This window comes from Maribacter antarcticus DSM 21422, assembly GCF_000621125.1.
Lineage (GTDB): Bacteria > Bacteroidota > Bacteroidia > Flavobacteriales > Flavobacteriaceae > Maribacter > Maribacter antarcticus.
Genome location: NZ_JHZC01000024.1, coordinates 1 through 26,540, shown reverse-complemented (window position 1 = coordinate 26,540; position 26,540 = coordinate 1). Strand labels below are relative to the sequence as shown.

26 protein-coding genes are annotated in these 26,540 nt (G+C 31.9%); 25 read left to right on the top strand and 1 reads right to left on the bottom strand.

Annotation, left to right across the window (positions count from 1 at the left end):
• The 24 genes from Q360_RS0116005 to Q360_RS0115880 all read left to right on the top strand — a co-directional run.
• The coding region (locus Q360_RS0116005) for a hypothetical protein (protein WP_027077978.1) at positions 1-511 on the top strand (511 nt) is incomplete at its 5' end.
• A gap of 194 nt (positions 512-705) precedes the next feature.
• On the top strand, positions 706-1,515 hold the full coding sequence (locus Q360_RS0116000) for a carboxypeptidase-like regulatory domain-containing protein (RefSeq protein WP_027077977.1): 810 nt from the start codon (positions 706-708) through the stop codon (positions 1,513-1,515).
• 779 nt (positions 1,516-2,294) lie between these two features.
• Positions 2,295-2,711 carry a hypothetical protein gene (locus Q360_RS0115995; protein ID WP_156950143.1) on the top strand — a complete coding sequence of 139 codons (417 nt, stop codon included), beginning with the start codon at positions 2,295-2,297 and terminating at the stop codon, positions 2,709-2,711.
• Positions 2,712-2,882: 171 nt separating this feature from the next.
• The gene (locus Q360_RS0115990; RefSeq protein WP_027077975.1) at positions 2,883-3,800 is read left to right on the top strand and encodes a PhzF family phenazine biosynthesis protein; all 918 of its coding nucleotides are present in this window, start codon (positions 2,883-2,885) and stop codon (positions 3,798-3,800) included.
• 809 nt (positions 3,801-4,609) lie between these two features.
• The gene (locus Q360_RS0115985) at positions 4,610-5,710 is read left to right on the top strand and encodes a helix-turn-helix domain-containing protein (RefSeq protein WP_027077974.1); all 1,101 of its coding nucleotides are present in this window, start codon (positions 4,610-4,612) and stop codon (positions 5,708-5,710) included.
• 195 nt (positions 5,711-5,905) lie between these two features.
• Positions 5,906-7,309: a S41 family peptidase gene (locus Q360_RS0115980; RefSeq protein ID WP_169734665.1), complete on the top strand. Its 1,404-nt coding sequence runs from the start codon at positions 5,906-5,908 to the stop codon at positions 7,307-7,309.
• A 285-nt stretch (positions 7,310-7,594) separates the two neighbouring features.
• A complete protein-coding gene (locus Q360_RS0115970; RefSeq protein WP_027077972.1) occupies positions 7,595-8,227 on the top strand; it encodes a LysE family translocator in 633 nt (210 codons plus the stop codon).
• A gap of 163 nt (positions 8,228-8,390) precedes the next feature.
• Positions 8,391-9,122, top strand: coding sequence for a hypothetical protein (locus tag Q360_RS23645; protein ID WP_036196193.1), 732 nt, complete (start codon positions 8,391-8,393; stop codon positions 9,120-9,122).
• 261 nt (positions 9,123-9,383) lie between these two features.
• Positions 9,384-10,091, top strand: a complete 708-nt coding sequence (locus tag Q360_RS24850; protein WP_027077971.1) for a DUF6090 family protein — start codon at positions 9,384-9,386, stop codon at positions 10,089-10,091.
• A 447-nt stretch (positions 10,092-10,538) separates the two neighbouring features.
• A complete protein-coding gene (locus Q360_RS0115955) occupies positions 10,539-10,796 on the top strand; it encodes a hypothetical protein (RefSeq protein ID WP_027077970.1) in 258 nt (85 codons plus the stop codon).
• Positions 10,797-10,829: 33 nt separating this feature from the next.
• Entirely contained in the window at positions 10,830-12,383 is a 1,554-nt protein-coding gene (locus Q360_RS0115950) for a serine hydrolase (RefSeq protein ID WP_036196192.1), read from the top strand.
• 65 nt (positions 12,384-12,448) lie between these two features.
• Positions 12,449-13,672 (top strand): cyanophycinase, encoded by a 1,224-nt coding sequence (locus tag Q360_RS23635; RefSeq protein ID WP_051554771.1) that lies wholly within the window; start codon positions 12,449-12,451, stop codon positions 13,670-13,672.
• 254 nt (positions 13,673-13,926) lie between these two features.
• Positions 13,927-14,646, top strand: a complete 720-nt coding sequence (locus Q360_RS23630; protein ID WP_036196191.1) for a helix-turn-helix transcriptional regulator — start codon at positions 13,927-13,929, stop codon at positions 14,644-14,646.
• Between the two features lie 132 nt (positions 14,647-14,778).
• Entirely contained in the window at positions 14,779-15,246 is a 468-nt protein-coding gene (locus tag Q360_RS0115935; protein ID WP_027077968.1) for a GyrI-like domain-containing protein, read from the top strand.
• A gap of 802 nt (positions 15,247-16,048) precedes the next feature.
• Positions 16,049-17,149, top strand: a complete 1,101-nt coding sequence (locus Q360_RS0115930) for a serine hydrolase domain-containing protein (RefSeq protein ID WP_027077967.1) — start codon at positions 16,049-16,051, stop codon at positions 17,147-17,149.
• A gap of 99 nt (positions 17,150-17,248) precedes the next feature.
• Positions 17,249-18,925, top strand: coding sequence for an amidohydrolase (locus Q360_RS23625; RefSeq protein ID WP_051554770.1), 1,677 nt, complete (start codon positions 17,249-17,251; stop codon positions 18,923-18,925).
• Positions 18,926-19,088: 163 nt separating this feature from the next.
• A complete protein-coding gene (locus Q360_RS24845; RefSeq protein WP_027077966.1) occupies positions 19,089-19,550 on the top strand; it encodes a DUF6090 family protein in 462 nt (153 codons plus the stop codon).
• Positions 19,543-19,791, top strand: coding sequence for a hypothetical protein (locus Q360_RS0115915; RefSeq protein WP_156950140.1), 249 nt, complete (start codon positions 19,543-19,545; stop codon positions 19,789-19,791). The genes Q360_RS24845 and Q360_RS0115915 overlap by 8 nt, the downstream gene beginning before the upstream one ends.
• 149 nt (positions 19,792-19,940) lie before the next feature.
• Positions 19,941-20,843, top strand: coding sequence for a hypothetical protein (locus tag Q360_RS0115910; protein ID WP_027077964.1), 903 nt, complete (start codon positions 19,941-19,943; stop codon positions 20,841-20,843).
• A gap of 353 nt (positions 20,844-21,196) precedes the next feature.
• Positions 21,197-22,741: a M61 family metallopeptidase gene (locus Q360_RS0115905; protein ID WP_027077963.1), complete on the top strand. Its 1,545-nt coding sequence runs from the start codon at positions 21,197-21,199 to the stop codon at positions 22,739-22,741.
• A 364-nt stretch (positions 22,742-23,105) separates the two neighbouring features.
• Positions 23,106-23,324 carry a hypothetical protein gene (locus Q360_RS0115895; protein ID WP_027077962.1) on the top strand — a complete coding sequence of 73 codons (219 nt, stop codon included), beginning with the start codon at positions 23,106-23,108 and terminating at the stop codon, positions 23,322-23,324.
• Positions 23,302-23,811 (top strand): RNA polymerase sigma factor, encoded by a 510-nt coding sequence (locus tag Q360_RS0115890; protein ID WP_027077961.1) that lies wholly within the window; start codon positions 23,302-23,304, stop codon positions 23,809-23,811. The genes Q360_RS0115895 and Q360_RS0115890 overlap by 23 nt, the downstream gene beginning before the upstream one ends.
• Before the next feature lies 1 nt (position 23,812).
• Positions 23,813-24,451 carry a hypothetical protein gene (locus Q360_RS0115885; RefSeq protein WP_027077960.1) on the top strand — a complete coding sequence of 213 codons (639 nt, stop codon included), beginning with the start codon at positions 23,813-23,815 and terminating at the stop codon, positions 24,449-24,451.
• 216 nt (positions 24,452-24,667) lie between these two features.
• Positions 24,668-25,132, top strand: a complete 465-nt coding sequence (locus Q360_RS0115880; RefSeq protein ID WP_027077959.1) for a leucine-rich repeat domain-containing protein — start codon at positions 24,668-24,670, stop codon at positions 25,130-25,132.
• Positions 25,133-25,275: 143 nt separating this feature from the next.
• On the opposite strand, the gene Q360_RS0115875 is transcribed toward Q360_RS0115880, so the two are convergent.
• Positions 25,276-25,827 (bottom strand): hypothetical protein, encoded by a 552-nt coding sequence (locus tag Q360_RS0115875; RefSeq protein ID WP_027077958.1) that lies wholly within the window; start codon positions 25,825-25,827, stop codon positions 25,276-25,278.
• Between the two features lie 209 nt (positions 25,828-26,036).
• Here Q360_RS0115875 and Q360_RS25905 point away from each other — a divergent pair.
• A partial coding sequence (locus tag Q360_RS25905; RefSeq protein WP_027077957.1) for a Crp/Fnr family transcriptional regulator occupies positions 26,037-26,540 on the top strand: 504 nt, incomplete at its 3' end.

Genomic DNA, 26,540 nt, shown 5'->3' with positions numbered 1-26,540 from the left:
AAAAAAGTACGCAGGATACGCACAAAAAAGTTATGACATTTTAACTAAACTCTCTAAAAACGAAGAAACCACGCCAGAATTAATGATTTATATAGAATCATATCGAGCTTCATCTCTTTCATTAGTTGCTGGAGAAAACACAAAACTTAGTTTATTAGGTAAGGCTTTTGAAATTTTTGAAAATACTATAAATAAATATTCTTCTATATCACCAAGACCAGAATTTATGAGAGGTAGTGTTGCTGAAAATCTTCCTTTTTTTATGTGGAAAAAAAGAAAATTCGCTAAAATAGATTTTGAATCAATAATTAAAAAACAAGAGAAAAATAATAATTATGCTGATTTTAGAATTATGAGTTTTTCTTACTGGGCTTGGGCTAGAGCCAACAAAAGTAAAAAGAACAGAGAACAAGCAATTAAATATTTAAATAAAGCAATCGAAATTGACCCAAACTATAAGGCAGGAAGAAAAAGAGCAGAAGAATTAAAGGATAAGTATGGTAAGAAATAACTACTTACAACAAGGTATAAAATTAATTGCTGGCAAATCGCTTACTTACGAAAGTCTAAACGGACTTTCTTGGTTTGTGTTTTGTATAAGATTAGTTGCCTAAAACACGCAACTAATCTTATACCAAACCGTTAGCTTTAATGCCGAAATTGAAACGGCTCGAAAGTTGATTAAGCAAAACTAAAACCTTAGAGATGATTAAAAAAATTTCCTTTTCAATATTAATAAGCCTTTTATTTATTTACTCAACTTTTGCCCAGAAAAGTTTTAGTGGAACAGTTATCAGTTCAAATTTAAAAGACACTTTATCTTATGTTAACATTGGAGTTCTGAATAAAGGCATTGGAACAGTTTCAAATGAAAAAGGAAAGTTTGAATTAGAATTCAAAGAAGAATTTTTAAAAGATTCACTAACATTTTCAATAATTGGTTATAGAAGTTTAACAATACCAATAGTAGATTTTGAAAAGGAAAAAACAATAATTTTAGAAGAACAAATAACTGAATTAGATGAAGTTATTATTAGCAACAAAAAATACAAATCAAAAATTTTAGGTAATAAAAAACCTAAACTTTTAGCATCAGTTGCTTTTAGTAAAATTGAGGCTGGAAATGAATTTGGAATAAAAGTAAAGGTTAGAAAACCAATAATAATTGAAACATTTAACATTGCAGTTTTAAAAAATGAATATGGGATTTTAAATTTGAGAATCAACTTTTACGACTTAAAAAGAGGAGTTCCAAATAATAGAATCAATACGGAAAATATAATTATAAAAACGGAATTAAAGGATGGATTAATAACTGCTGATTTATCTGACTATGAATTAATGTTTAAAAATGATTTTTTCGTATCTATTGAGTTTTTGGAAAAACTTAATGATAATAAAGAAATTACTTTTGCTGGTAGAATAATGAAAAAATCATTTACCCGAAAAACAAGTCAAGCGAGTTGGAATCAAGTAAAAGTTGGATTTTGCATATTTTTGAACGTAATAGAATAAGCACTAAAAGCTAACACCATATAAAATTAATTGCTAGTTTCTAGCCTATTTACGAAAGCCTTTGCGGACTTTTTATCTGTGATTTATTTGCTACCTTTAGAAATCAAAACACGCAACTAATCTTATACAAACACGTTAGCGGTAATATGTGGTAAGAAGTAAGATAATCTTCGGGGCTTTCCCTTTTTTGCTGCTTACCCTATAAAAGACCCACTCAGTTCTCAAGCAGAACGTTTATCAGAGCAACAAAAAATCTACGGTACTAGTTTCATTGGTTCATCTTTTAAGTGTGGCCTAGGCTTTAAAAATAGAGCAGCTTTCGGGGTTTTCCCTTTTGCAGCCAAAACGCAAGTGTTGCGCAATCGATATGCGGACGGACTTGTGGCTTGCCGGTATTTGTAAACCTTCTATACCTCTTAATTTTTTTTATGTCTGCTTAGGTGTATCGCAGCATGTTATAAGCGGTAAAATCTAAGGGTAATATAGGAATAGCTTGTCTTTTAGCGTTTGGTTCGGGTTACATAAAACCGCTAACAGGACCTATCCGTAATGCGGGACTTGGTCAATATCAAAAGGTTTGCGTATTTTTAGGAGGTCCGCCAAAACAGTTTAATTTGGTATTTAAAACAAAAAATAAATACAAAAAAACTGCTTCAGCTAAGTGTAAAATAAGAAAGATGAGTACTGCTCTGCTCCCGCACTACGTATAGCTTTGGCGTTACCTGCAAGCAAAAAAATGAATAAGAATATAAGATTGAATATATTATAAAAAGATGAATATGATTGAAATTTCATTAGAATATTGGAATAAACTCGCTGACCAAATTATTGTGATAAGTTCATTATTGGGAGGTTTCTCCATTGCGGTAGTAGCCAATTTTTTGGTTTCAGAGGCAAATAATCGACTAATGAGAAGCATAATGAAATCTGCTACAATTGCTGCTAGTTTTTTTTTGATTGCATTATTTTCAATGACTAAAATTCTTATGATGACAACTGAAGGATTTCCATTTAAAGTTTCAGGAGATGATTTAATGTTTCCTAAACTTGTTGGAGGAATTTCCTTTTTTATAGGAATTATTTCCTTAATTACTATGATTTCTTTAGCAGGTTGGACTAAATCAAAAAAAATGGGAAAATTTACTACGGCAATTGGAATTTTGACTTTTATATTAATATTAATTATGCTTACTTAATAATTGAAGTGAACATAAAAAGCCAGCAGGTAACACTGTATAAAATTAATTGCTAGTGCAAGCCTACTTACGAAAATCCTTACTGATTTTCTATTCGGTTTGTATTTGCTAAATTTAGTGCTTAAACCATTCAACTAATCTTATACCAAACGTTACCAGCAAGCGCAAAAAATGATAGAAATAGAATATTATTTAGTAGATGTTTTTACCACTCAAAAATACGGAGGAAATCAACTAGCAGTTTTCGTGGATTTTGAAAATAAAGTCTCTACCGAAAATATGCTCAGAATTGCCAAGGAACTTAACTTTTCTGAAATAACATTCATAAAAGAAAATTATAACAATGAAAAGTTTAAGGTTAGAATTTTCACTCCCGAATATGAAGTGCCTTTTGCTGGTCATCCATCATTAGGAACCGCCTTCATAATTTCAAAATACTTGTTACCAAAACCAAAAGAAAATATTATCCTGAATTTAAAACATTCAAACATTAGTATTGATTTAACCTCTATTAATGATGTTGACAATAGTGATTTTATAATGGAACAAGCCGAACCAGAATTTATAACAACTTACAAACATCAAGAAATTGCTGATGGATTAGATATAACGCTAGAGGTTCTGAACACACAAAAACCAATAGAAGAAATAAGTACAGGTTTGCCATATATTATCATTCCTATTATCAATTTAGAGAAAATCAATCAAATAAAGCTCGATTCACGAAAAGTTATAGAGTTTTTAACCCAAAAAGAAAAATACAAAACTAATAGCAAAACTGGACTAACAACTTCTTTATTTTTTGCTACCGAAGAAACTTTTGAAAAACTGAATAGTTTCAATACTAGAATGTTTTGTCTCGAAAATGAAAATTTAATAGAAGATTCAGCTACAGGAAGTGCAAATGGTTGTTTCCTTGCTTACTTATTAAAAAATAAATCACCTGAAATCTCTGCAACAGTAGAACAAGGATTTCAAATGAAAAGAAAATCATATATAAATTTAGATGGAAAGCTTAAAAATGATAAATACAGCTTGAAAATTGGTGGAAAAGTTGTTGACTTAAGCAAAGGTAAATGGAAAATATAGCCAGCTGGTAACAATGTATATAAAAAATAGGGCTTTTGTGCTAACCCCAAAGTCTTCTGTTTATTTACAAAGTCCGCTAAATATAAAATTTGGCATTTAAACGAAAAACAAAATATTTATATTTAGCTAAGTTATAAATCCGAAATATAGTACTTATCAACTGCCCTACTTTTCATATACTAACCGTTAGCGGTAATATGTGGTAAGAAGTAAGATAATCTTCGAGGCTTTCCCTTTTTTACTGCTTACCCTATAAAAGAACTGCTCATTTCGCAAACAGAACGTTTATCAGAGTAACAAAAAATCTACGGTACCCGTTGCATTTGTTTCTCTTTTAAGTGTGGCCTAGGCTTTAAAAATAGAGCAGCTTTCGGGGTTTTCCCTTTTGCCGCCACAACGCAAGTGTTGCGCAATCGATATCCAGACGGACTTGTGGCTTGTCGGTATTTGCAAAGGTTCTATAAGTATTCAAGTTTTTTTTATGTCTACTTAGGATTGTCGCAGGATGTAAAAAGCGGCAAAATCTACGGGAATAGCAGTATAAGCTCGTCTTTTGGAGCTGGGTTCGGGTTACATAAAACCGCTAACAAGACCTATACGTAATGCAGGGCTTGGTCAATATCAAAAGGTTTGCGTATTTTTAGAAGGTCCGCCAAAACAGTTTGATTTGGCATTTAAAGCAAAAAATAAACACAAAAAAACTGCTTTAGCTACGTGTAAAGTAAGGAAGATGAGTACTGCTCTGCTCCCGCACTACTCATAGCTTTGGCGTTGGCAATAATATAAACTTCAAATCATATAAAAGTTAAATGAAACTTCTATTGTTTCTTTTTACCATAAATGTTGCTTTAGGATTTTTCCTTGGACTAGCAATATTATTTAGACCCTCATTAAAAAGCATTACAAATAAATATTTAGGATATGCAATTTTAACTATTTCTCTATTAATGCTCAATAGACTACTTGCAGAAGTAGGTATTTATGAAGAGAATAAAAAATTAAGAATAATTGACAATATAGAATGGGTATTTCTTACTCCCGTTTTTATTTTCCTTTTTGTTATAAAAAGCATCAACCATAATCTTAATGCACATAATGAACTTAAATTACTGTATTTACCTTTTATTGCATCACTACTCTTAAATTCCATTCATAATCTAGAGAGAGATTTTGATGTTTTCATTTTTACAAGCGAAATTTTTTCTCGTATAAAATTTAGCTTATTTGTTCTTGAAAGTAAGCTGGTCTACATTTATAATTTTTTTTTAATGACCTACCTATATTTTATCTTAAAAAATTCTGATTCTCAAAAGTCGAAAAATTGGTTATGGCGATTGCATTTTATAGTTAGCTCACTAATTGGTCTTTGGATTCTTCTCGATTTTACTGAAGGTATTTTAGTGCCTAAAAAAGCAAGCTATTATACAATCATACTATTTATTGGAATTTCTTTTTTTCTTTACTGGGTATCTTATTATACAATTTACAACCGAAAATTATATGCTGAAGCAAATGAGATAAAACAAATATTAAAAACTCAAGAACTAAACATATCTAAAACTCCTAATTCTTCTAATACTATTTTTGAAAAATTCGAAAGTCTATTTACAGAAGAATATGAATATAGAAACCCAAATGTTACTAGAGAATCTACTGCTGAAAGATTAGGTATTAGCGCAGGATATTTATCTCAAATTATTAATTTAAAAACCGAAGATAATTTTTCAAGCTATGTAAATCAATATAGAGTTGAAGAAGCAAAAAAAATGTTACACGATAATACCTTCGATAAATACAATATTGAATCAATAGGTCTTGAAGCTGGCTTTTCTTCAAAAACAACATTTCACAAAGTATTCAAAAAATTCACAGGAATAACTCCACGAGCCTACAAGAATAAAAATAAATAAGTACCAATTTCTTCAATGCTAACAAATCGAAACTAAACATTAGACATTCTGGTCTTTTTTTGCATTCAGTAAAACTACTTGATTTCAAACTTTAGAATCCTTTTTCCTTAATAACGTTCATAATTTCTACAGTGTAAAATCAATATAAAATTACAAATATTAATAATCAATATGATCAGAACTAACATACCTTTTTTGGCGCAAACAATTTTTATTACGCTATTTTCTATTTTATTCCTTCAAGTAGGGTATTCTCAAGATAAAATCAGCAAAATATACCTAGAAAAAGACTTAGCTATTTTAAAATCGAATCTAGAAAAAAACCACGGAGGTTTATATACTTATTCTTCAAAGAAGATAATAGATTATTGGTTTATGCAAACTCAGAAAAACTTGAAAGATTCTATGGGAACCTTTGAGTTTTATAGACTATTAACTCCATTAAATAGCGTTATTAAAAACGGACATACGAACATCCCATATCCAAAACTTAAAAAAGATTTCAAGTTACTTCCAATACAACTATATAAGTATAAAGATTCATTTTATGTAGGTGATTTTTTTGCAAAAGGGTATGAGGATTTATTAGGATTACAGATTTTAAAAATTGATGAGCAACCAATAGGAGAAATATATAATTCACTACTCAAAAATTATACAAGAGATGGTGATAATTTAACTTTTCCAAATGAAAATTTATCTTCATTATTTGGATTAGACTACGCATTAATTTATGGCTCAAAATCTAATCATACAATTACTATAAGTAAGAATAATAAAAATGTTCAAATTGAATTAAAAAGCACATTATTGAATGATGAAGTAGTTAATGCTTACGAAAAGAGTAAAAAACAAAAACCTTTGAGTTTTGAAATAAACAATAAGGTAGGTATTTTAACATTTTCTACTTTTTCAGAAAGAAAATTAGAAAAAGAAAACTATCTAAGTTTTTTAGAAGAATCATTTAAAAAAATTAAACATAATACAATTGAACATTTAATTATTGATGTTAGAGATAATAGTGGAGGTGATGCTCTTCCTACTCAAGAGCTTTTGTCTTATCTGTTAGATAAAGATTTTGTTATGTATAAAGATGTTTATACAATTACTAAGACGATTAAAGACAAAAAGTATTATAGTAATCAGGGTGTGTTTTGGCTAAATACATTTAGTTGGCTTAAGTTAAAAAAAACAATGGATAATCATTACAGCCTGCGAAAGATTGAAGGAATGGATGTCTTTTCACCAAAAAAAGATAACTTTAAAGGAAAACTTTATATACTTATAAATGGTAAATCGTTTTCTGCCACCGGTGAATTTACCTCTTTTTTAAAGAACAATAGAAATGTAATTTTTATAGGAGAAGAAGTAGGTGGTAATAAGGTTCAGAATACAAGTGGAATATCTTATATTATTACTTTACCTTACTCTAAACAAAAGGTAAAAATACCTTTGGTTGTTTGGGAAATGAACGTAGATTATAAAAATGATAGTCACGGTATTAAACCGGATTATTGGATAAGAAATACAATTGGTCAAGAATTGAATGACTATGATAGTGTTTTGAATTTCACTTTAGAGTTTATAAAAAATCGATGACTAACAATATATCTAAAAAATAGTATTCTGAAGAGAAATTAAGAATAATAAATACTATTGCCAACAATGGCTATAATTAATAAGGGTTTTGGTGCTTAACCCAAAGTTTGGAGTTTTAAACCAAGTCCGCCAAATCTTTTGATTTGGCTTTAAAAAGAAAAGATAAAACAAAATAAAAAGTTTTGGCTAAGTGCTTAATCGAAAATTTATTTTCTTTTAATTCCGTACTAACCATAGTCGAGACCGTTGTGCAACAGTCAGAAACGAACTACTAAAAACAAAAATATGATACCAATTAATGATTTACTACTATTCGGATTAGCATCCTTAATTATGGTGCTTTCTCCTGGACCGAATATGATTTATTTGATTTCTCGGTCACTATCACAAGGGAAAAAAGCGGGAATCATCTCTCTTTTGGGAGTAATGTGTGGATTTTTATTCCATATACTTTTGGTATCTTTTGGACTTACTGCAATATTTTTTGCGGTTCCTTATGCCTTTTTAGTTGTTAAATTTCTTGGAGTCGGATACTTGTTATATTTAGCGTATAATACTGTTAAATCAAAAAATAAAATTTTTGACGCTGACCAAAACCTAAAATCGGACAAACCCCTTAAATTGTTTAATATTGGACTTCTGACAAATATTTTGAATCCAAAGATGGCAATATTTTACCTTTCATTTTTTCCTCAATTCATAAAACCTGAATATGGTTCTATTTTGGGTCAAAGTTTTCAACTCGGAATTATTCAAATAATAATAAGTTTTTCAGTTAATTTTTTGATTGTTATATCTGCTGCTAAAATGGCGAGTTGGTTCTCAAAAAAACCTATTTGGTTAAGAATACAAAAATGGTTTATGGCTTCTGTACTAACTGGACTTGCTGTGAAAATGGCATTGACAAAAGCGAGATAAAACCGTTGCACAACACCGTATAAAATTAATTGCTAGTAATCGCTTACTTACGAAGGTCCTCGTGGACTTTCTATCTGTGATTTATCTACTAACTTTAGTACTTAAAACACGCAACTATCCTTACACATAACCGTTGTGCTTTATTACCACAAACCACTAACCAATGATAAAATTCTTTAGAAAAATTAGACAAAAAATGCTAGCTGAAAATAAATTCAGTAAATATTTGCTTTATGCAATTGGAGAAATACTGCTTGTAATGATTGGTATTTTATTAGCCTTACAGGTAAACAACTGGAATGAAAATAGAAAACTAAGAATAAATGAAATCTCCGCATTAAAAGAGGTTAGAAGAAACGTTGACCAAAATATTATTCGGCTAAAGAGTTTTAGTGAAAATGATTCCAGACTTATTAATACTGGTAAAAAATTGATTACTATATTTAAGGACGAGAATTCAATCTATAATGATTCAATAAATACAATGTTCGGTCTTGTAGGAACATATGACCCTTACTACGCAATAGATGGTGCTTATGAAAATTTGAAACAAAAAGGTTTAAATTTAATTCAGGACGATGATTTAAAGCAGGTCTTGATAGAACTATTCGAACAATCGCTACCAAACTTGGAGCAAGCCGGGAATGCTTTTGAATATGAAGTAAGCAAACGTAAAAATGATATGGCTATATCCTATTTTGAAACAGGAAGAACATTCTTTTCCATGCGTCCCAATAATTTTAATGAGCTTAAGAATAACCAAGAATTTTTCAATTTTTTAACTTGGGCTATGGCAGCTAAAAAATTAACAATAAGTCATCGAAAAAATAGTTTAGACGAGACAAATAAAGCAAAATATCTATTAGAGAAATATTTAGAAGAAATTGATAAATAACGAAAGCACAACAATGGCTATAATTAATACGGGTTTTAGTGCTTAACCCTAAGTTCAGAGCTTTTAACCAAGTCCGCCAAATCTTTTTGATTTGGCTTTAAAACAAAAAAGATAAAACAAAATAAAAAGTTTTGGCTAAGTGCTTAATTGAAAGAACAGTTATTTTTAATCCCGCACTAACCATAGCCTAAACGTTAGCCTTCATTATGACAAACCACTAACCAAATGATAAAATTCTTTAGAAAAATACGATACAATCTAATGGAGAAAAATAAAACTGGCAAGTACCTAAAATATGCTATCGGAGAAATTATACTTGTAGTTATTGGAATTTTATTTGCCTTGCAGATAAACAATTGGAATCTTAAAAATGTTCAGAAAAAGGAGGGTAGAACATATCTTACAAGTATTAAGTCAAATCTTGTACAAGATACTTTAGCTTTAAGATTAACAATCCAAAACATAAAACTCACTCTCAAAACACTCGACTCGACAGCTGGTCTAATAAGTATGAATGAATCAATACTATTAAAAGGTCCAGATATTACTCAAGCAATGTTAACTACACATAATTTTGTTACAGAAAACACTTCGGTAGAAGACTTAACGTCAAGTGGTAAGTTTAACTTAATTGACAACCAAAAGATAGCGCAGCTAACACTTTTATACTATAATAATATAGAGAACAATGTAGGAATATTTAATAGATCAATCGAGATTTACACTCGAGATATTATCGCACCATATTTTATGAATAGATATCAAATGGATTTTGATTATCCTAATAGCTTAAAATTTAATAAGAAATTAAATCCAGATAATAACGAGAACAACTCGGATAATCTATTTATTACAAATGCCATAAAATATCGCCATTTTATTTTGTCTGGGTTGAGTTATCGTTATGAAGAAACAATTACCAGCGCAAAAAACTTAATCGCTTCAATTAACATTGAATTAGAAGAATAACGAAAGGCTAACACAGTATATAATTTATTGCTAGTTCACGCCTACTAACAAAATTCCGCTGGAATTTTCTATCTGTGATTTGTTTACTAAATTAGTTGCTTAAACACGCAGCAAACCATATACCAAACGTTAGTGGCAATATGTGCTAAGAAGTAAGATTAGCTTCGGGGCTTTCCCTTTTTTACTGCTTACCCTATAAAAGACCTGCCCATTTCGCAAGTAGAACGTTTATCAGAGCAACAAAAAATCTACGCTACCCGTTGCATTAGTTTGTCTTTTAAGAGTGGCCTAAGCTTTAAAAATAGAGCAACTTTCGGTGTCTTCCCTTTTGCCGCCAAAACGCAACTGTTGCGCAATCGATACGCGGACAGACTTGTGGCTTGCCGAGATTTTGTAAACGTTTCTATACCTCTTAATTATTTTATGACTGCTTAGGTGTATCGCAGCATGTTAAAAGCGGCAAAATCTACAGGAAATACAGGAATGGTTTGTCGTTTAGCGTTTGGTTCGGGTTACATAAAACCGCTAACAAGACCTATACGTAATGCGGGGCTGGGTCAATATCAAAAGGTTTGCGTATTTTTAGGAGGTACGCCAAAATTGTTTTATTTGGCTTTTAAAACAAAAAATAAATACAAAAAAACTGCTTTAGCTAAGTGTAAAATAAGGAAGATGAGTACTGCTCTGCTCCCGCACTACGTATAGATTTGGCGTTACCAATTATTAAAAACACCATTCATGAAAAAGTTTTTCTATCTAATTATTTTAAACCTATTCCTAGCCATAGGGGTACAAGCTCAAACAGAAACAGAAGTCAATCTTGAAGAAGTCGATACTTACTACGCCAAAATGGTAAAAGATTGGGATATCCCCAGTGCTTCCATTGGTATTGTAAAAGATGGAAAATTAATTTTCACTGGCAACTATGGTGTTTTAGAAGAGGGCAAAAAGGAAAAGCCAAATGAACATACCTTATATGCAATAGCTTCCAATTCCAAAGCTTTTACCTCTGCTATCATTGGTATGTTGGTGCAGGAAGGAAAATTGAAATGGAATGATAAAGTAAAAAAGTATCTGCCATATTTTGCATTGTACGATCCCTGGGTTAGTGAGAATGTTACTGTAAGAGACATCTTAAGTCATCGTGTTGGTTTGGGAACTTTTAGTGGAGATAACATTTGGTATAAGTCAACGCTTTCAGCAGAAGAAATGATCAAACGCATAAAGTATTTGCCAAAAGCATATGATTTTAGAGCGGGATATGGCTATTCCAACTTAATGTATATTACTGCTGGCGAGCTGATAAAAACGATTACAGGAAAAAGTTGGAGCGAAAATGTGAAGGAGCTCATTTTAGATCCACTTGATATGAATCGTACCATTTCGTCAATTAATGATTTGGATAAAAAAGGAAACTACGCGATTCCCCATGCCAGAAAAGATAACAAAAATTATGTAATTCCATGGGTGAATTGGGATGCTGTCGCTTCAACAGGTGGTCTTATATCAAGCGTTATTGACATCTCTAAATGGATGATTTTTAACTTGAATAATGGCATTCATGGTAAGGACACTTTATTGTCAAAGACAACCAGGAATTTGGTTTGGACACCTCATACCAATCATTACGTGGACCATACTTCAAAAAATGATTTTGACCGACATTTCAACGCCTATGGTTTAGGATGGGGCTTAAGTGATTATCATGGTAGTATGAAAGTTGGACATACGGGAGGTTATGACGGTATGATAACAGCCGTTACGTTAATTCCTGATGAAAATCTTGGGATTGTTGTTTTAACCAATGGCGTGAAGAGCCCCATAATGGCTGCTACTTATTATGCTTTAGATAAATTTTTAGGCATTGAAGCGAAAGATTGGTCAGCCCATTATTTAAACAGAACTAATAAACGTGAAGAAGAAGACACGCGTATTTCCGACCGGAAAGAAAAAAGAGTGCTCAACACAACACCTACGATTTCACGTGAAAATTTTGTTGGAGAATACCAATCTGACATGTATGGCAAAATAAACATCACTGATAAAGACAATCAATTAAGGTTAGTATTTGAACATTCGCCACTCTTGTCTGCAAATTTAACGCATTGGCATCATGATGTTTGGGAAATCCAATGGGACCAACCTCAAGCGTGGTTTAGTTTTGGAACAATAAAAATAAATACGGATAATAATTTAGAAGTCATAGGGTTTGATTTTGATGTACCAAATGATGATTTCTTTTTTGAAGAACTGAAACCGTATAAAATACAAACAATTGGTAACAAAAAATAAACGCTATTAAAACGAGCGTTTATTCAGAACGTTAGCAAACATTTAAAAAAAACATTCTGCATCATATGAAAATCGATAAATTCTCATTAAATATTTCTAAAATTCTATCAATATTCTCACTTCTGATTTTAATATTTTCTTGCCAAAACACAGTAAATAAATCAAAAAAAACTCAAAGTCAATCTATCGGACCAACTAACGGAGCGTTATTAATTGGTGGTGGCGGAATAACAGATGAAATGTGGAAAGTGTTTTATGATTTAGCTGGTGGAAAGTCAGCTAAACTTGTAATAATTCCAACCGCTTTTGATGAAAATTCGATAAACTATGACCCAGAATTTAAAATTTTAAAAAGACAGTTTACTGCTCGTGGATTTGATGACATCCAATTTATGCACACAAGAGATACTTTGGTCGCAGATAGCGATGAATTTGTACAACCTTTAAAAACTGCAACAGCAGTTTGGCTAACCGGCGGTAGGCAATGGCGAACAGCAGATACATATTTAGATACTAAAACTCATTTAGAATTGAAAAACGTTCTAAAACGTAGCGGAATTATTGGCGGACATTCGGCAGGCGCGTCTATTCAAGCTTCTTATTTAGCAAGAGGCGGAAGAGATTTAGATGGTAATTACAAAATAATTGGCAATCCCGAAGTAGGATTTGGATTTGTAACTAATACCGCTTTTGACCAACATCATCTTGATAGAAACAGACAGTATGATATGTTTGAATTATTAAAAATTAGACCAGAATTATTAGGTATTGGCGTTGATGAACATACGGCAATTATAGTTCAAGGAAACGAATTTGAGGTTATAGGAGATAAATATGTAGCAATTTATGACCAAACATTTTGGTCGCCTTATTTCAATGAAATTGACACGCTCGAAACTGGAAAAGACAAATTCTACGTTCTAAAGAATGGCGATAAGTATAATTTAAAAGAGCGAAGAGTTCAACGAAATAAGTTTTTAAAACCTAAAGACATTACTTCCAACGAGAAGAAAGAGTATTTAGGAAATTATCTATTTGAGAAAAGCAAAGTGTTTTGGAATAACATCATAATTGAAAATGACACCTTGAAATTTCAAACTGTACGCAGAAACATTGTTCGTGACCCAATTCCAATTTACGCTTATGAAAAAGATATTTTTTTTGACACAGATGCAGAATTATGGTTTCACTTTGAACGAGATAGTTTAGGAAAAATCAATGGATTTGACAAAAAAACGCATAAATTTATCGACGGTCTGAACCAAAGATTTAACAAGATTATGGAATAAAAACGTGTACTAACAACGTGTATAAAAAATAGCACGAGTCATTGCTAACAGGAAGGTTCAGGCATTTTTAGGAAGTCGCCAAATTTTTAAATTTGACAAATTCCCAAAAATAAAAAAATTAGTAAAGTTTAAAAATTCGGCTTGTGTTTAATCCGAAAAGTTAACGCTTATTTTCAGCGCTACTTTTCATATACAAGACCGTTAGGCGTAATGCAAAAAAACGTCTTTGCAAACTACCAACAGTCAGACAAAAAATGAACAAAAATGAGATTAAACGACTTCCAAGACTGACTGCTATTTTAACCCAATTACAGACGAAAAGACTTTTGACAGCTTCTGAACTAGCCTTAAAGTTTTCGGTTAGTAACAGAACAATTTATCGAGACATTAAAGCATTGGAACAATCTGGAGTTCCCATTCTTACGGAAGAAGGAAAAGGCTATAGTTTAATGGAAGGTTACAGAATTCCGCCAATAATGTTTTCTGAAAGTGAAGCCAATGCTCTAATTACAGCCGAACAATTAGTTTTGAAAAACAAAGATGCTTCATTTGTAAAAGAATATACCGAAGCTATTGGTAAAATAAAATCTGTTTTAAGAAGCAACACGAAAGACAAAGCTAATTTACTTTCTAATCGAATTGTATTTGGACAAAATGATGATTTCGTCCGAACAAGTAATTATTTATCTACACTTCAGTTAGCATTGACGAATTTTAATCTTGTCAAAATAAATTATTATTCGCCAAACAATAATCAAACAACTAAAAGAACTGTTGAACCATTTGCTATTTATACCACCCAAGAAAGTTGGTTACTTATTGCATATTGTAGATTAAGAAATGATTTTAGAGCATTTCGTTTAGACCGAATTGAAAGTTTAACAGTATTGAGTCTAACATTTGAACCACACAAAATAACCTTTGAAGAATATTTTGATATTTCCAAAAAAAAATGTTTGCCACCCTTGACATAGAGCTGTCACAAGGGTATTATAAATTTGTAGCATAACAAATAATCCGCAATGAGAACCTATTATATTTTTATGCTTTCTGCACTTATGCTATCCTCTTGCAAAAGTCAAATACAAACAAATAAAGTTAGAACTATGAACAATAAAATTATTCAAGAATTTAAAGTAATCGGAATTTCCATAAGAACAACTAATGAAAATGGACAAGCTGCCAAAGACATAGAAACAATATGGGAGAAGTTTTGGAACGAAAAAACTCAAGAACAAATTCCTAATAAAGTAAATGATAATATTTATGCTGTTTACACTGATTATGAAACCGATTTTAACGGAGCATATACTACAATTATTGGATTGCCTGTAAGTTCGTTAGAAAATATCCCAAACGGTTTTGTTGGAATAACAATCGAAAAAGCAAAATATAGAAAGTTTGTTTCAAAAGGAAAAATGCCAGAAGCAGTGGTTAATACTTGGATGGAAATATGGGGAAATAATGACCTGAACCGAACCCGAGCTTATAAAGCAGATTTTACTATTCATGGTGAAAAATATTATGATGGAGATAATGCAGAAGTAGAAACTTTTATATCTATAAATGAATAAAGCACATACGCCTAACAATGGCTATAATTAATACAGGGTTTTGGTGCTTAACCCAAAGTTTAGAGCCTTTTAACTAAGTCCGCCAAATCTTTTGATTTGGCTTTAAAAAGAAAAGATAAAACAAAATAAAAAGTTTTGGCTAAGTGCTTAATCGGAAATTTATTACTTTTAATTCCTGTACTAACTATGGCCTAAACGTTAGCGGTAATATGTGCTAAGAAGTAAGATAATCTTCGGGGTCTTTCCTTTTTTGCTGCTTACCCCATGAAAGACTTACTCATTTCGCAAGTAGAACGTTTATCAAAGCAACAAAAAATCTACGCTACCCGTTGCATTAGTTTCTCTTTTAAGTGTGGCCTAGGCTTTAAAAATAGAGCAACTTTCGGTGTCTTCCCTTTTGCCGCCAAAACGCAAGTGTTGCGCAATCACTATCCAGACGGACTTGTGGCTTGCCGGTATTTATAAACCTGCTATACCTCTTAATTTTTTTTATGTCTACTTAGGATTGTCGCAGGATGTAAAAAGCGGCAAAATCTACGGGAATAGCAGTATAGGCTCGTCTTTTGGAGCTAGGTTCGGGTTACATAAAACCGCTAACAAGACCTATACGTAATGCGGGGCTTGGTCAATATCAAAAGGTTTGCGTATTTTTAGGAGGTACGCCAAAACAGTTTGATTTGGCATTTAAAACAAAAAATAAATACAAAAAACTGCTTTAGCTAAGTGTAAAGTGAGGAAGATGAGTACTGCGCTGCTCCCGCACTACCGATAGCTTTGGCGTTGTAACCAATTAAAACAAATTATGAAATTCAATATCTTTATTCTCTTCTTACTTCTTTCAGGCTTTTGCTTTGGACAATCATTACCCAAAATTGATTCATTAATTAAAAAAGAGATGAAATCAGATAATATTGCGGCACTAGCAGTTGCGGTAATTGACTCTGGAAGAGTGGTTCATTTAAGCGCAAATGGTTTTAAAGATTTAGATAGAAGCATTAAAGCATCTGTGAATACTCCTTTTCATATTGCATCAGTTTCCAAAACAGTAACAAACTTGGCTGTTTTCAAATTAGTAGAATCTAAAAAATTGGATTTGAATACTGATGTTAATAAGTATTTGCCTTTTGAAGTCAAAAACCCGCATTATCCAAATGACATAATAACGATTCGAGAATTACTAAATCACCGCTCTGGGATTAAGGATGATTATAAAATATATGAATCACATTGGAACGAACCTAAAGGTGACCCAAAATTAGAATTAGGTCCTTTTTTAAAAGACTATCTAAACGTAGACGGAAAACTTTATACAGCAGAGCATTTCGAGAGTGATTCGAGCTACAAATCATTTTCTTATTCCAATACTGGTATCGCTCTATTGGGACTAATTGTTGAGACTGCTTCAGGAATGACGTATGAAGAATTTTGTCAGGCTAATATTTTCAAACCTATTGGAATGAGTAATACGAGTTGGTTTTTAAAGAATTTAGATTCAACTTTAGTTGCAAAAACATACGTGAATCAGGATTCATTAGGATTTATATTTAAAGGACATAATGGTTATCCAGATTATCCAGGAGGCCAATTAAGGACATCCATTTCAGATTTTTCAAACTTAATTGTTGCATACTTGAATTCTGAAAACAATAAATTCATATTAGATAAAAAAACAACTTCAAAAATAACACCTGTACCTCAAATTTCTCAAGAAGGATATTACACTTGGTTTTTAACTGCAATTAATAATCATCTGTATTACACTCATAGTGGCGGAGATACTGGGGTTCGAACAATAGTTATTATGGATGTAATCGGAAAAAGAGGAATAGTAATTTTTGCTAATTCCGAATTTGACAATACAAATTTATATAAGAGTATTGAAATGGAAATGTGGAGTAAATAACTGGTTACAACACTGTATATGAAATCATAGCACCCTGCGGGATGCTACGCTTCATATACTAAACGTTGTGCTCAATATAAATAACCAACAGAACTCATTATGAAACAAACAATATCAGTTAGTAGCCTCTTACTTCTTTTCGCAATAGTAACATTAGTATCATGTCAAGATGAAAAGCAAAAGGCAGAAGTAATAATTACCAATGCTAATATCTGGACAGGAAATAAAAAACAGATTAATGCGCAAGCAATGGCTATTGTGGGTGATTCTATAATTGCTATAGGTAGTAATAATGAAATCCAAAAATTTGTAGGTTCGACAACTGAAATAGTAGATGTCAATGGCGGGTTTATAACACCCGGTTTCATTGATACCCATGTGCATTTAATGCCATCTGGATACAGTCTTTCTGGTATTGTTAAGCTTCGTGATGTAAATTCACCAGAAGAGTTCACTAATAGCATTAAGGAATACGCAGAAAGTATTGATTCAGGTTCATGGATATTAGAAGGAAACTGGGATCATACACTATGGGGTGGTGAACTACCAGCAAAAGAATGGATAGATGATGTTACAAAAAATAACCCGGTTTTTATTTATCGTTTAGATGGACATATGGCCTTGGCTAATTCTCTCGCGTTAAAAATAGCTGGTATTGATAAAAATACTTCCAAAATAGAAGGAGGAACAATTGTGAGGAATGAAGACGGAACACCCACCGGAATTCTAAAAGACAATGCAATGTCCCTCTTGTTTGATAAAATACCCATCCCCAATAAAAAACAAAATGAGAAGGCTTTTGCGGCAGCTACAAGATACCTAGTATCTAAAGGTGTAACATCGGTACACGACATGGGTACAATAAATGACTATAACACATATTTAGATGCAAAGCAGGATGGAAACTTAAATCTACGTATTTATTCTGTAATGCCATTGGACAAATGGTCAGATATTAAAGAGCTGGTTAGCAATGAAGGTAAAGGTGACAAATGGCTCCAGATAGGTGGTTTAAAAGGTTTTGTTGACGGTTCTTTGGGCTCACATACTGCAGCATTTAAAGAACCTTATTCTGATGCACCCGAAGATTCAGGTTTCTTTGTCAATAGCCAAGAAGATTTGTATCAATGGATTTCGAATGCAGATAAGTCAGACCTACAAGTAATGGTTCATGCCATTGGAGACAATGCTATTCATACGCTCCTGAATATTTACGAACGTGTTTCAGAAGAAAATGGAGAAAAAGACAGAAGATTCAGAATTGAACATGCGCAACATATTGCAGAAAATGACATTGAAAGATTTTCAAAATTGAATATCATTCCAAGCATGCAACCCTACCATGCAATTGATGATGGAAGATGGGCAGAAGTGTTGATTGGTCCTGAGCGAATAAAGACAACCTATGCCTTTAATTCACTATTGGAAGCACAAGCCTTATTGGCTTTTGGTAGCGACTGGCCAGTTGCACCAGCAACGCCATTAGAAGGTATTTATGCCGCTGTTACAAGAAGAACGTTAGATGATAAAAACCCCAATGGGTGGGTTCCTAAACAAAAAATTTCAGTGGATCAAGCACTAGTGGCATACACCAAAAATGCTTCATATGCTGGATTTAGCGAAGAAATAAAGGGAACTCTTGAACCTGGAAAATTGGCAGATTTTGTTGTAATAAGTGAAGACATTACTAAGGTTGACCCAGTTCGCATAAAAGAATTGAAAGTACTGCAAACCTATGTTGGTGGTAGGAAGGTTTTTGACATTAATAAAAACTAAAATAAAGAGCATAACATTGTATATAAAAAATTGACGAGATATTAAGTAAATTCAAGGGTTGTAGCAGCTTAAAACCTTTGTCTAACTTTATAATAAATTATCCCACAATCGTCAACTTTTCATATACTAACCGTTGTGCTTCATTATCAGAAACCGCTAACCAATGATAAAATTTTTTAGAAAAATTAGACAAACAATGCTGACTGAAAATAAATTCAGTAAGTATCTAATTTATGCAATTGGAGAAATTATTCTTGTCGTCATTGGGATTTTAATTGCCCTTCAAATTAATAACTGGAACGAGAATAACAAATTAGAAAAGGAGACCTACAAAGTGCTTTTACAAATGCGAGACGAGTATTCCAGAAACCAAAACGAACTGAAAATCAAGATTGAACAGCACAAATATGTAAAGACAAGTGCTGATGAATTATCGGAGTTGGTACGACCTAACCCAAAAGAAATTGAAAAAAGCAAATTAGATTCGCTGATGTTTTCTATGATATATATACCAGCATTCAATCCATCGACAGCAATAGCATCGTCAGAAAAATTAGTGCTTGTTGATGATACACTTAAAAACTATGTAGCCGATTGGAAATTAAATTATGATTATTATGTATAGCATTCAACTTATCGATGATAGCCAAACGCAACAATTGGATGAATTTATGATAGAAAATTATCAATATAAAAATTTCAAAAACGAATTACTTGAACCCAATAAAAGTGCTTTTGATAGCGATGGACAGAAAATTTTATCAAGTGCCATCTTTGAGAATTACGTTTATATAAGAAGTCTGAACACAGGTTTCCTTGTTAAGCGAGCTACTGTGCTTTATGAAATACAAAATGAAATTTTATAACATATAGAGACAAAATTGAAAAATGAAAAATAACGAAAGCACAACAACGTATAAAAATTCGGCTTGTGCTCAACCGAATGGTAGTCGCCTTTTTTCCGCCCTACTATTCTTATACACGACCGTTACCAAACATTATAAAAACTTAAACTATGAAAGCTAACAACTTTATAATTTTAATACTTGTATTCTCGCTATTTTTAAATGCATGCAATACTAAAAATAAGAAGTCAAAAGACAATGATTCATCAACTATAGAAACCGCCTATTTTGGAGAAAAGCCACCTGGCTTAATTCCTGAACCTTTTGCTCCTGACATTGTTTCTCCAGAAGGGCTTTTTGAAGGAGGTAAGCATTCACCAGATATGAAGAGCTACTATTTCTCTAGGAAAAATGGAAAATATGAAAAACGCACATTTTTTGTTATTCGATATGAAAATGGGAGTTGGGGAAACGAATCTGAAACCGAACTAAAATGGCCCAAATTCTCTAAGGGAGGAGATACTATATACCGTGGAAATAAATATAGAGATCGAACCGACACTGGTTGGTCGGAGTACAAAAGTCTTGGACCACCTTTTACAGATATACATATCATGGGCATATCGTTTACAGACAAAGGAACTTCTTATTTTGATCAATGGGATGGAAAGGATACAATTGGTGGTCTGAATTATTCACGCCTTATAGATGGAAAATATGAACCCCGTCAAAGTATGGGTAAGCATATTAACACTGGAACATGGATTGCTCACCCTTCCGTTGCACCGGATGGATCCTATTTGATATGGGATCAGCATGCAGAAGACGGATATGGTGAATCTGATATCTATATTAGTTTTCGACAGAAAGATGGGTCTTGGCTACCAGCAATTAACATGGGAGATAAAATAAACACAGAACTCTCGGAAAGTAGCGGACGTGTGACAGACGATGGGAAATATCTATTTTTTTCGAGGGGAGAGTGGAAGGTTAAAGAAGATGGAAGTGAAAATTGGGTAGGAAAACCTTATTGGGTGAATTCTCAGGTTATTGAGAATCTCAGACCCAAATAATAACCATACAAACGTTTGGTAACAACGTTTATAAAACATAGCTAATACGTGCTAAATAGAGAGGTTTGTGCTTATTTACAAAGACCGCCAAATTTTTAAATTTGGCTTTTAAAATAAAAAAAGTAAAAACAAAACATAAAAATTCGGCTCAGTGTTTATCCGAAAAGTAGTGCCTTTTTACACGCTACGTTTCATACACAAGCACGTTACCTACAAGCTGGAATTCAGCGTATAAATTAGGCTTAAAGTAGGTGATAATATTCACAGAGCCTATCAATCATACATTTTTGAATATAAGTATAGCAAACCGTAACATTTTGATAGAGATATTGTCTTTATATAAACTTTTAAAGATGAGAAAATCACTATTATTCAATTTGCTATTCCTGTTACTAATTATTGGATGTAAAACTGATAAAAAACAGCTTCAAACTCCAGAAGGATTAAAACAAGAAGAGTACAGAATAGCTAATAACAAGAGCACTTTGAATGATGAATATGTTATTGCTATAAATGGAGAACAGCCGCGATTGGCGAAAGTTACCGCACTATTACATCCAGATGGGAATGTGATTCAAATGAACGAATTTAATGAACATGGGCTAAAAAATGGTTGGGCCACCTATGTTCAAAACCTTCAAGTAAAAGATAATCAAGGACGCGCTCTTAAAGTAATAGCTAAAGAAAATAGTCAATGGATTCTGAAGGATTATAAAGAAGGATTTATTAAACTATCATATCAAGTTCGTCTCGAACATGATTTACTTGTTCCTACCATTAGAGGTGGAGACAATGGAGCAGCTTATGCAAATGATGATGGCGTTATGTGGGCTGGGAGAGCTTTATTTATTGGAGGTAAGCCAACTACAAATATTGGTATTCGATTTGATTTACCTGAGAATTGGAATGTCACCACCCAATGGAGGAAGTTAACCGATGCAGAAAACACTTTTAAGGTAGACAAAACCAATGATTTATTTTATTCGGCATTTTTTGCAGGCACACATAAGCAAACTGAACTTACTACTGGAAACATTTCCTTGAATATTGCCATGTCTGGAGAATTTACAGATGAGATGTCTACTAAGATAAAGAAACAGGTTGAGAAGTATTTTGAATATTACGGCAATAGGTATAAGTCTCCGTTAAAGGCTCAAATGGTACTTATAATGGGCGACAGAAGTTATGGAGGCGGTGAGGTTATGGGCAAGGCCATATCAATTTCTCTAAATCCTGAAACAAAAAAAGAGATGGTTATCAACAATGGTATGACGAATAGAACATCACGTCTTATTGCTCATGAACTTTTTCACAGTTTTGCTTTTGACCAATTAGAGGCTGATGATTCTGGAGAAAATGCGCCATTATATGAATGGTTTAATGAAGGTTTTGGAGCTGAATATGGTGCTTTTTCAGCTTTAGTACGAACAGAGGTTTTTACAGAGGCTGAGTTTTTAGATGGAATTATTTACAGAATGAAAGAGTATCAAACAGAAGTTGATGGTGAATTAACACTAGTAACTGCAGGTAATGACAAATTTAAATATTCCACAACCGTTTATTGGGGTGGGCTAATGGCTGCGATTTCACTAGATTTTTTAATTCGTGATGAAACTAATGGGAAAAAGAATTTAGATGACCTATGGACATACTTATTAAGGACATATCCTAAAAATGGAGAAGCATTAACGCTGACTAAGATTTATGATGCTACTCAAAGATTGTATGGGAAGAAAATATCTGATGCACTGGTGAATTATACAAGTTTTCCTAATGAGATTCCTTTTTTTGAAAATGCAAAGCTTATGGGGCTTAGCTATGAAAATGAAAAAATGATTCTTTCGAAAAAGGCAACTGAAAGACAGCGAAAATTGTGGTTTGATTTTTTAGATAAATGATGTTTTTTAGAATTCATAAATATATGATTTTAGTCTAAAATTTATAGGTTATAATGCCATTAAGGAAGTCGAAAATTAAAAAGAATGAAAAGGTTGAATAGAAAAAGAAAAAAAGCAAGTAGGTAACAATGTGTATAATTCATTGCTTTGGCAATTACCTACTTGGAAAATTCCTCGCGGATTTTCTATTTGGTTTGTATCTGCTAATTTAGTTGCTGAAACACGCAACGAAATCATACACAATACCGTTGCCAGTAATTTAATAGCACTCTAAAATAAAATATCATATTTTCTGTCATATTTTCTTAAAACCTGTCACTAACTAAATAGAGACACTAAAAAACAATAATTTAAATTTAAGAAAATGGAAAACACAAAGAAATTAATTCAAATTTTAACACGAATTCAAATCATAAGTAGCATTGTTTGGGCTATAATATTAATCGTTTGCTACCAAATTCTTGGAGAGTCATATAAAGAAATTAGTCTTATACTTATCTGTGGATTTTTTATTGAGTTTTTACTTATAAGCTCATCTAAAAACAATTTAAAAAAACAGAATGCACAAACGGAAAGAGGATAAATATTTTGAAGAAATTCTTGAAAGGAATAAGCATAAAATATACAGGATTTGTAATATTTATGCTATTCCTCCAATAGAACCTCAAGACCTCTTTCAAGAAGTAGTTTATCAAATTTGGAAGTCTCTTGACTCCTTTAAAAGTAATTCTTCTATAGATACTTGGGTGTATAAAATCTCTCTTAATGTTTGCTTGCGTTCAAAAATGAAACTTGATAAAAATTATAGCAAGACAGATAGGTTTGAATCCATTCATTTTACACCAATAGAAAAAGAAATTGACACTTCTGTACAAGAAAAGCTCAAGTATTTAAAAGAATGTATTTCAACTTTAAATGAAACTGACACATCTCTTATTGTACTTTATTTAGATGATTTGTCTTATAAAGAAATTGAAGTAATCACTGGGTTAACAGAAAACCATATAGCAGTTAAAATGAAGCGGATTAGAAAAAAATTATTTGAATGTATCACTCCAAAAATCAACTAAAATGTTAGAACAAGAATTAAAAGATATTTGGAATAATTCTTCTCAATCTGGTCAAATATCAATTGAAACAAAACAGTTGACTGAAGAATTGAGTACTAAAATAAAGAGTATTCAGAAAAAAATAAGAAGTAGAGCTATTAAAGAGATTTCTGCCTCAATAATTGGAATACTCATTTTTGGATATTTATTATTCGAAATCCCATTTCCCGTTACTAAAGTAGCTTGTGGTTTGGCAATTGCTTGGTTTGTATTTGTTATTGTAAAATTTAGAAAATCAAATTTACAGAATACTAAAACTGATTTCTCGCTAACAATAGCTGAACAACTTAATAATCAGAAAACAATGATGTTACAACAATCTAATTTATTAGATTCTGCTTTGTATTGGTATGCTATTCCACCGTTTATAATGAATTTTATATTTATTCTAGGGTTAGAAAATCCAATCGATTACAATTGGACAAATAGTGTTGCTGAAAGCTTATTACCACTTACTTTCAATTTTAAAATAGGAACATTAATAGGTCTTGCTTTATTTTATGCGTTTACTTATTGGATAAATAAAAGAGCTTTAAATAAAGATGTAAAACCAACTTTAGAAAGCATTGAAAAAATGCAACAACAAATAAAAAATGAATAAAAACTACTGCCAACAATGTATATAAGAAATAGGCAAAATAGTGCGAACTTCAAGGCTTTTGGTTCGTGTCAAACTTTTTGCTTAACCGGAAGTTTCGTGCTTCGTAATCGCCTACTTCTCATACACTAACCGTTGTAGCCAATTAAAAACCAAATGTATCGTAATCTGACTTATTTACTTTTAATCCCTTTAATCTTGTCATGCGAGCCGAATCATATGTTTAAAGAATTCGAAAATGAGACAGTTGTTTTTATTGGACTTGTTAAATATGGTCTTGATAGTATCCCACCAGAAATTGGAAAATTGAAAAGCGTTGAGGAATTAATTATATCTCAGGACAGTGTAATGGGTTGGACAATTTATCCGCCAGCTAACGCAATGGAAAAAATGGTTGATATGCCACCTTACAAAACTATTCCTGATGAATTGACAGAACTAAAGTCATTAAAAAAACTCAACATATCTGGACTTAGAATAAGAACATTACCACCTAATTTTGGGCAATTAAAGAACTTAGAGTACTTGGACATATCCATGAATAAACTTGATATAAAAAAAGAAATCACAAAATTAAAATCATTACCAAATCTTAAAGGGTTGTCAATTGTTGGAAATAGAATAGATTCGACTGAAATAGCGAAATGGAATGATGACAACTCAGAAATTGAAATAATCTTCTGATAAAAAAACTGGTTACAACACGGTGTATAATTAATTGCTTGGGCAAGTGCTTATTTGTTAACTAATTTAGTTGCTCAATCACGCAACTAACCATACACATCACGTTAGCTTTAATGCAGCTAATTCTTATAAGTATTTGGTTTTTATTCTAATTTTTTAGGTCCTTGAGTGTTGTTGGTAATCATCCAACGTTCGTTTTGAATGGAACTATAAATGATTTCGAAATAAAGTCCTTCTTCCAACAATTTATTTAAACTATTACTAAGCAACTGATAGTCCTTTTGAGAATTCTTGACCTCCATAATAGTATAAGAAGTGTTAACAGGAATCGCCAAGCCTTTATCTAGTGTTGAATAAGATGTAACCTTTAAACTATCTAATTCAGGTGCTCTGGTTTTAAGGAATGTCAACACGTCGTAATTAAAATCGGCTAAATCGAAAGATTCCCCTTTATGCTTAACCATAATACTTTCAATAATTGCCGGACCAACACCAAAATTTTCAATTGAAAAACTAAATGTGTTACCATCCACGTTGTTAGAAGTTGAAATTGATAAATACGGCAGAATGGACAAATAATTCTGTCGGCTCATCAAATTGGTTTGATAGATGAAGATTATTAGGGTGAAGAAGCTCATAGTCATCGCCGATAGACTAAGTATTCTTTCAGAATTCCATTTAATTTTCTTAACCATATCTTTACTTTAGTTTGATTGTTCAACAATTTAGCGAAAATATTGCTATTCATAAATAATAAAGCACATAAAGCTAACAACGTATATAATTAATTGCTTGGGGCTGTCTGTACTCGGAAAACCCTACGGATTTCCCTAAGGTTCGGTTTCCTTTTGTTAAATTAGTTGCTTAAAACACGCAACTAACCATACACAAACCGTTGTAAGTAATTAAAAAAACTATCGAAAATTTAAAAAAATATTGTCTAGAAATTGTTGATTTCACTTCAATTGAAATTGATTTAATTGAAAATTATTTCACTAAGAAATCACTTAACAAAAAAGAATTTCTTTTAGAAGATAAAGAAGTTTGCGATATTATCGGGTTTATACAAACTGGTAGTATTCGTCATTTTCATTTAAAGGACGGAAATGAAATTACTTGTGATATTTCCTTTGAAAACACATTTATAACTGAGTTTAATAGTTTTAATACCGGTTCAAAAAGTCAAATATGCTTTCAAGCATTGGAAGACTCTAGCTTACTGCTAATAACAAAGAAAAAGTTATATGAACTTTATCAAAAAAATTCGAAATTTGAACAATTAGGCAGGAAAATTGCTGAGAAAGTTGCAATGAGGAATACAGATATTGCAATGTCTTTAGCTTCTGACAAACCTGAAAAAAGATACTCTAATTTACTAAAAGAAAAGCCTGAAATCTTCCAACGCGTT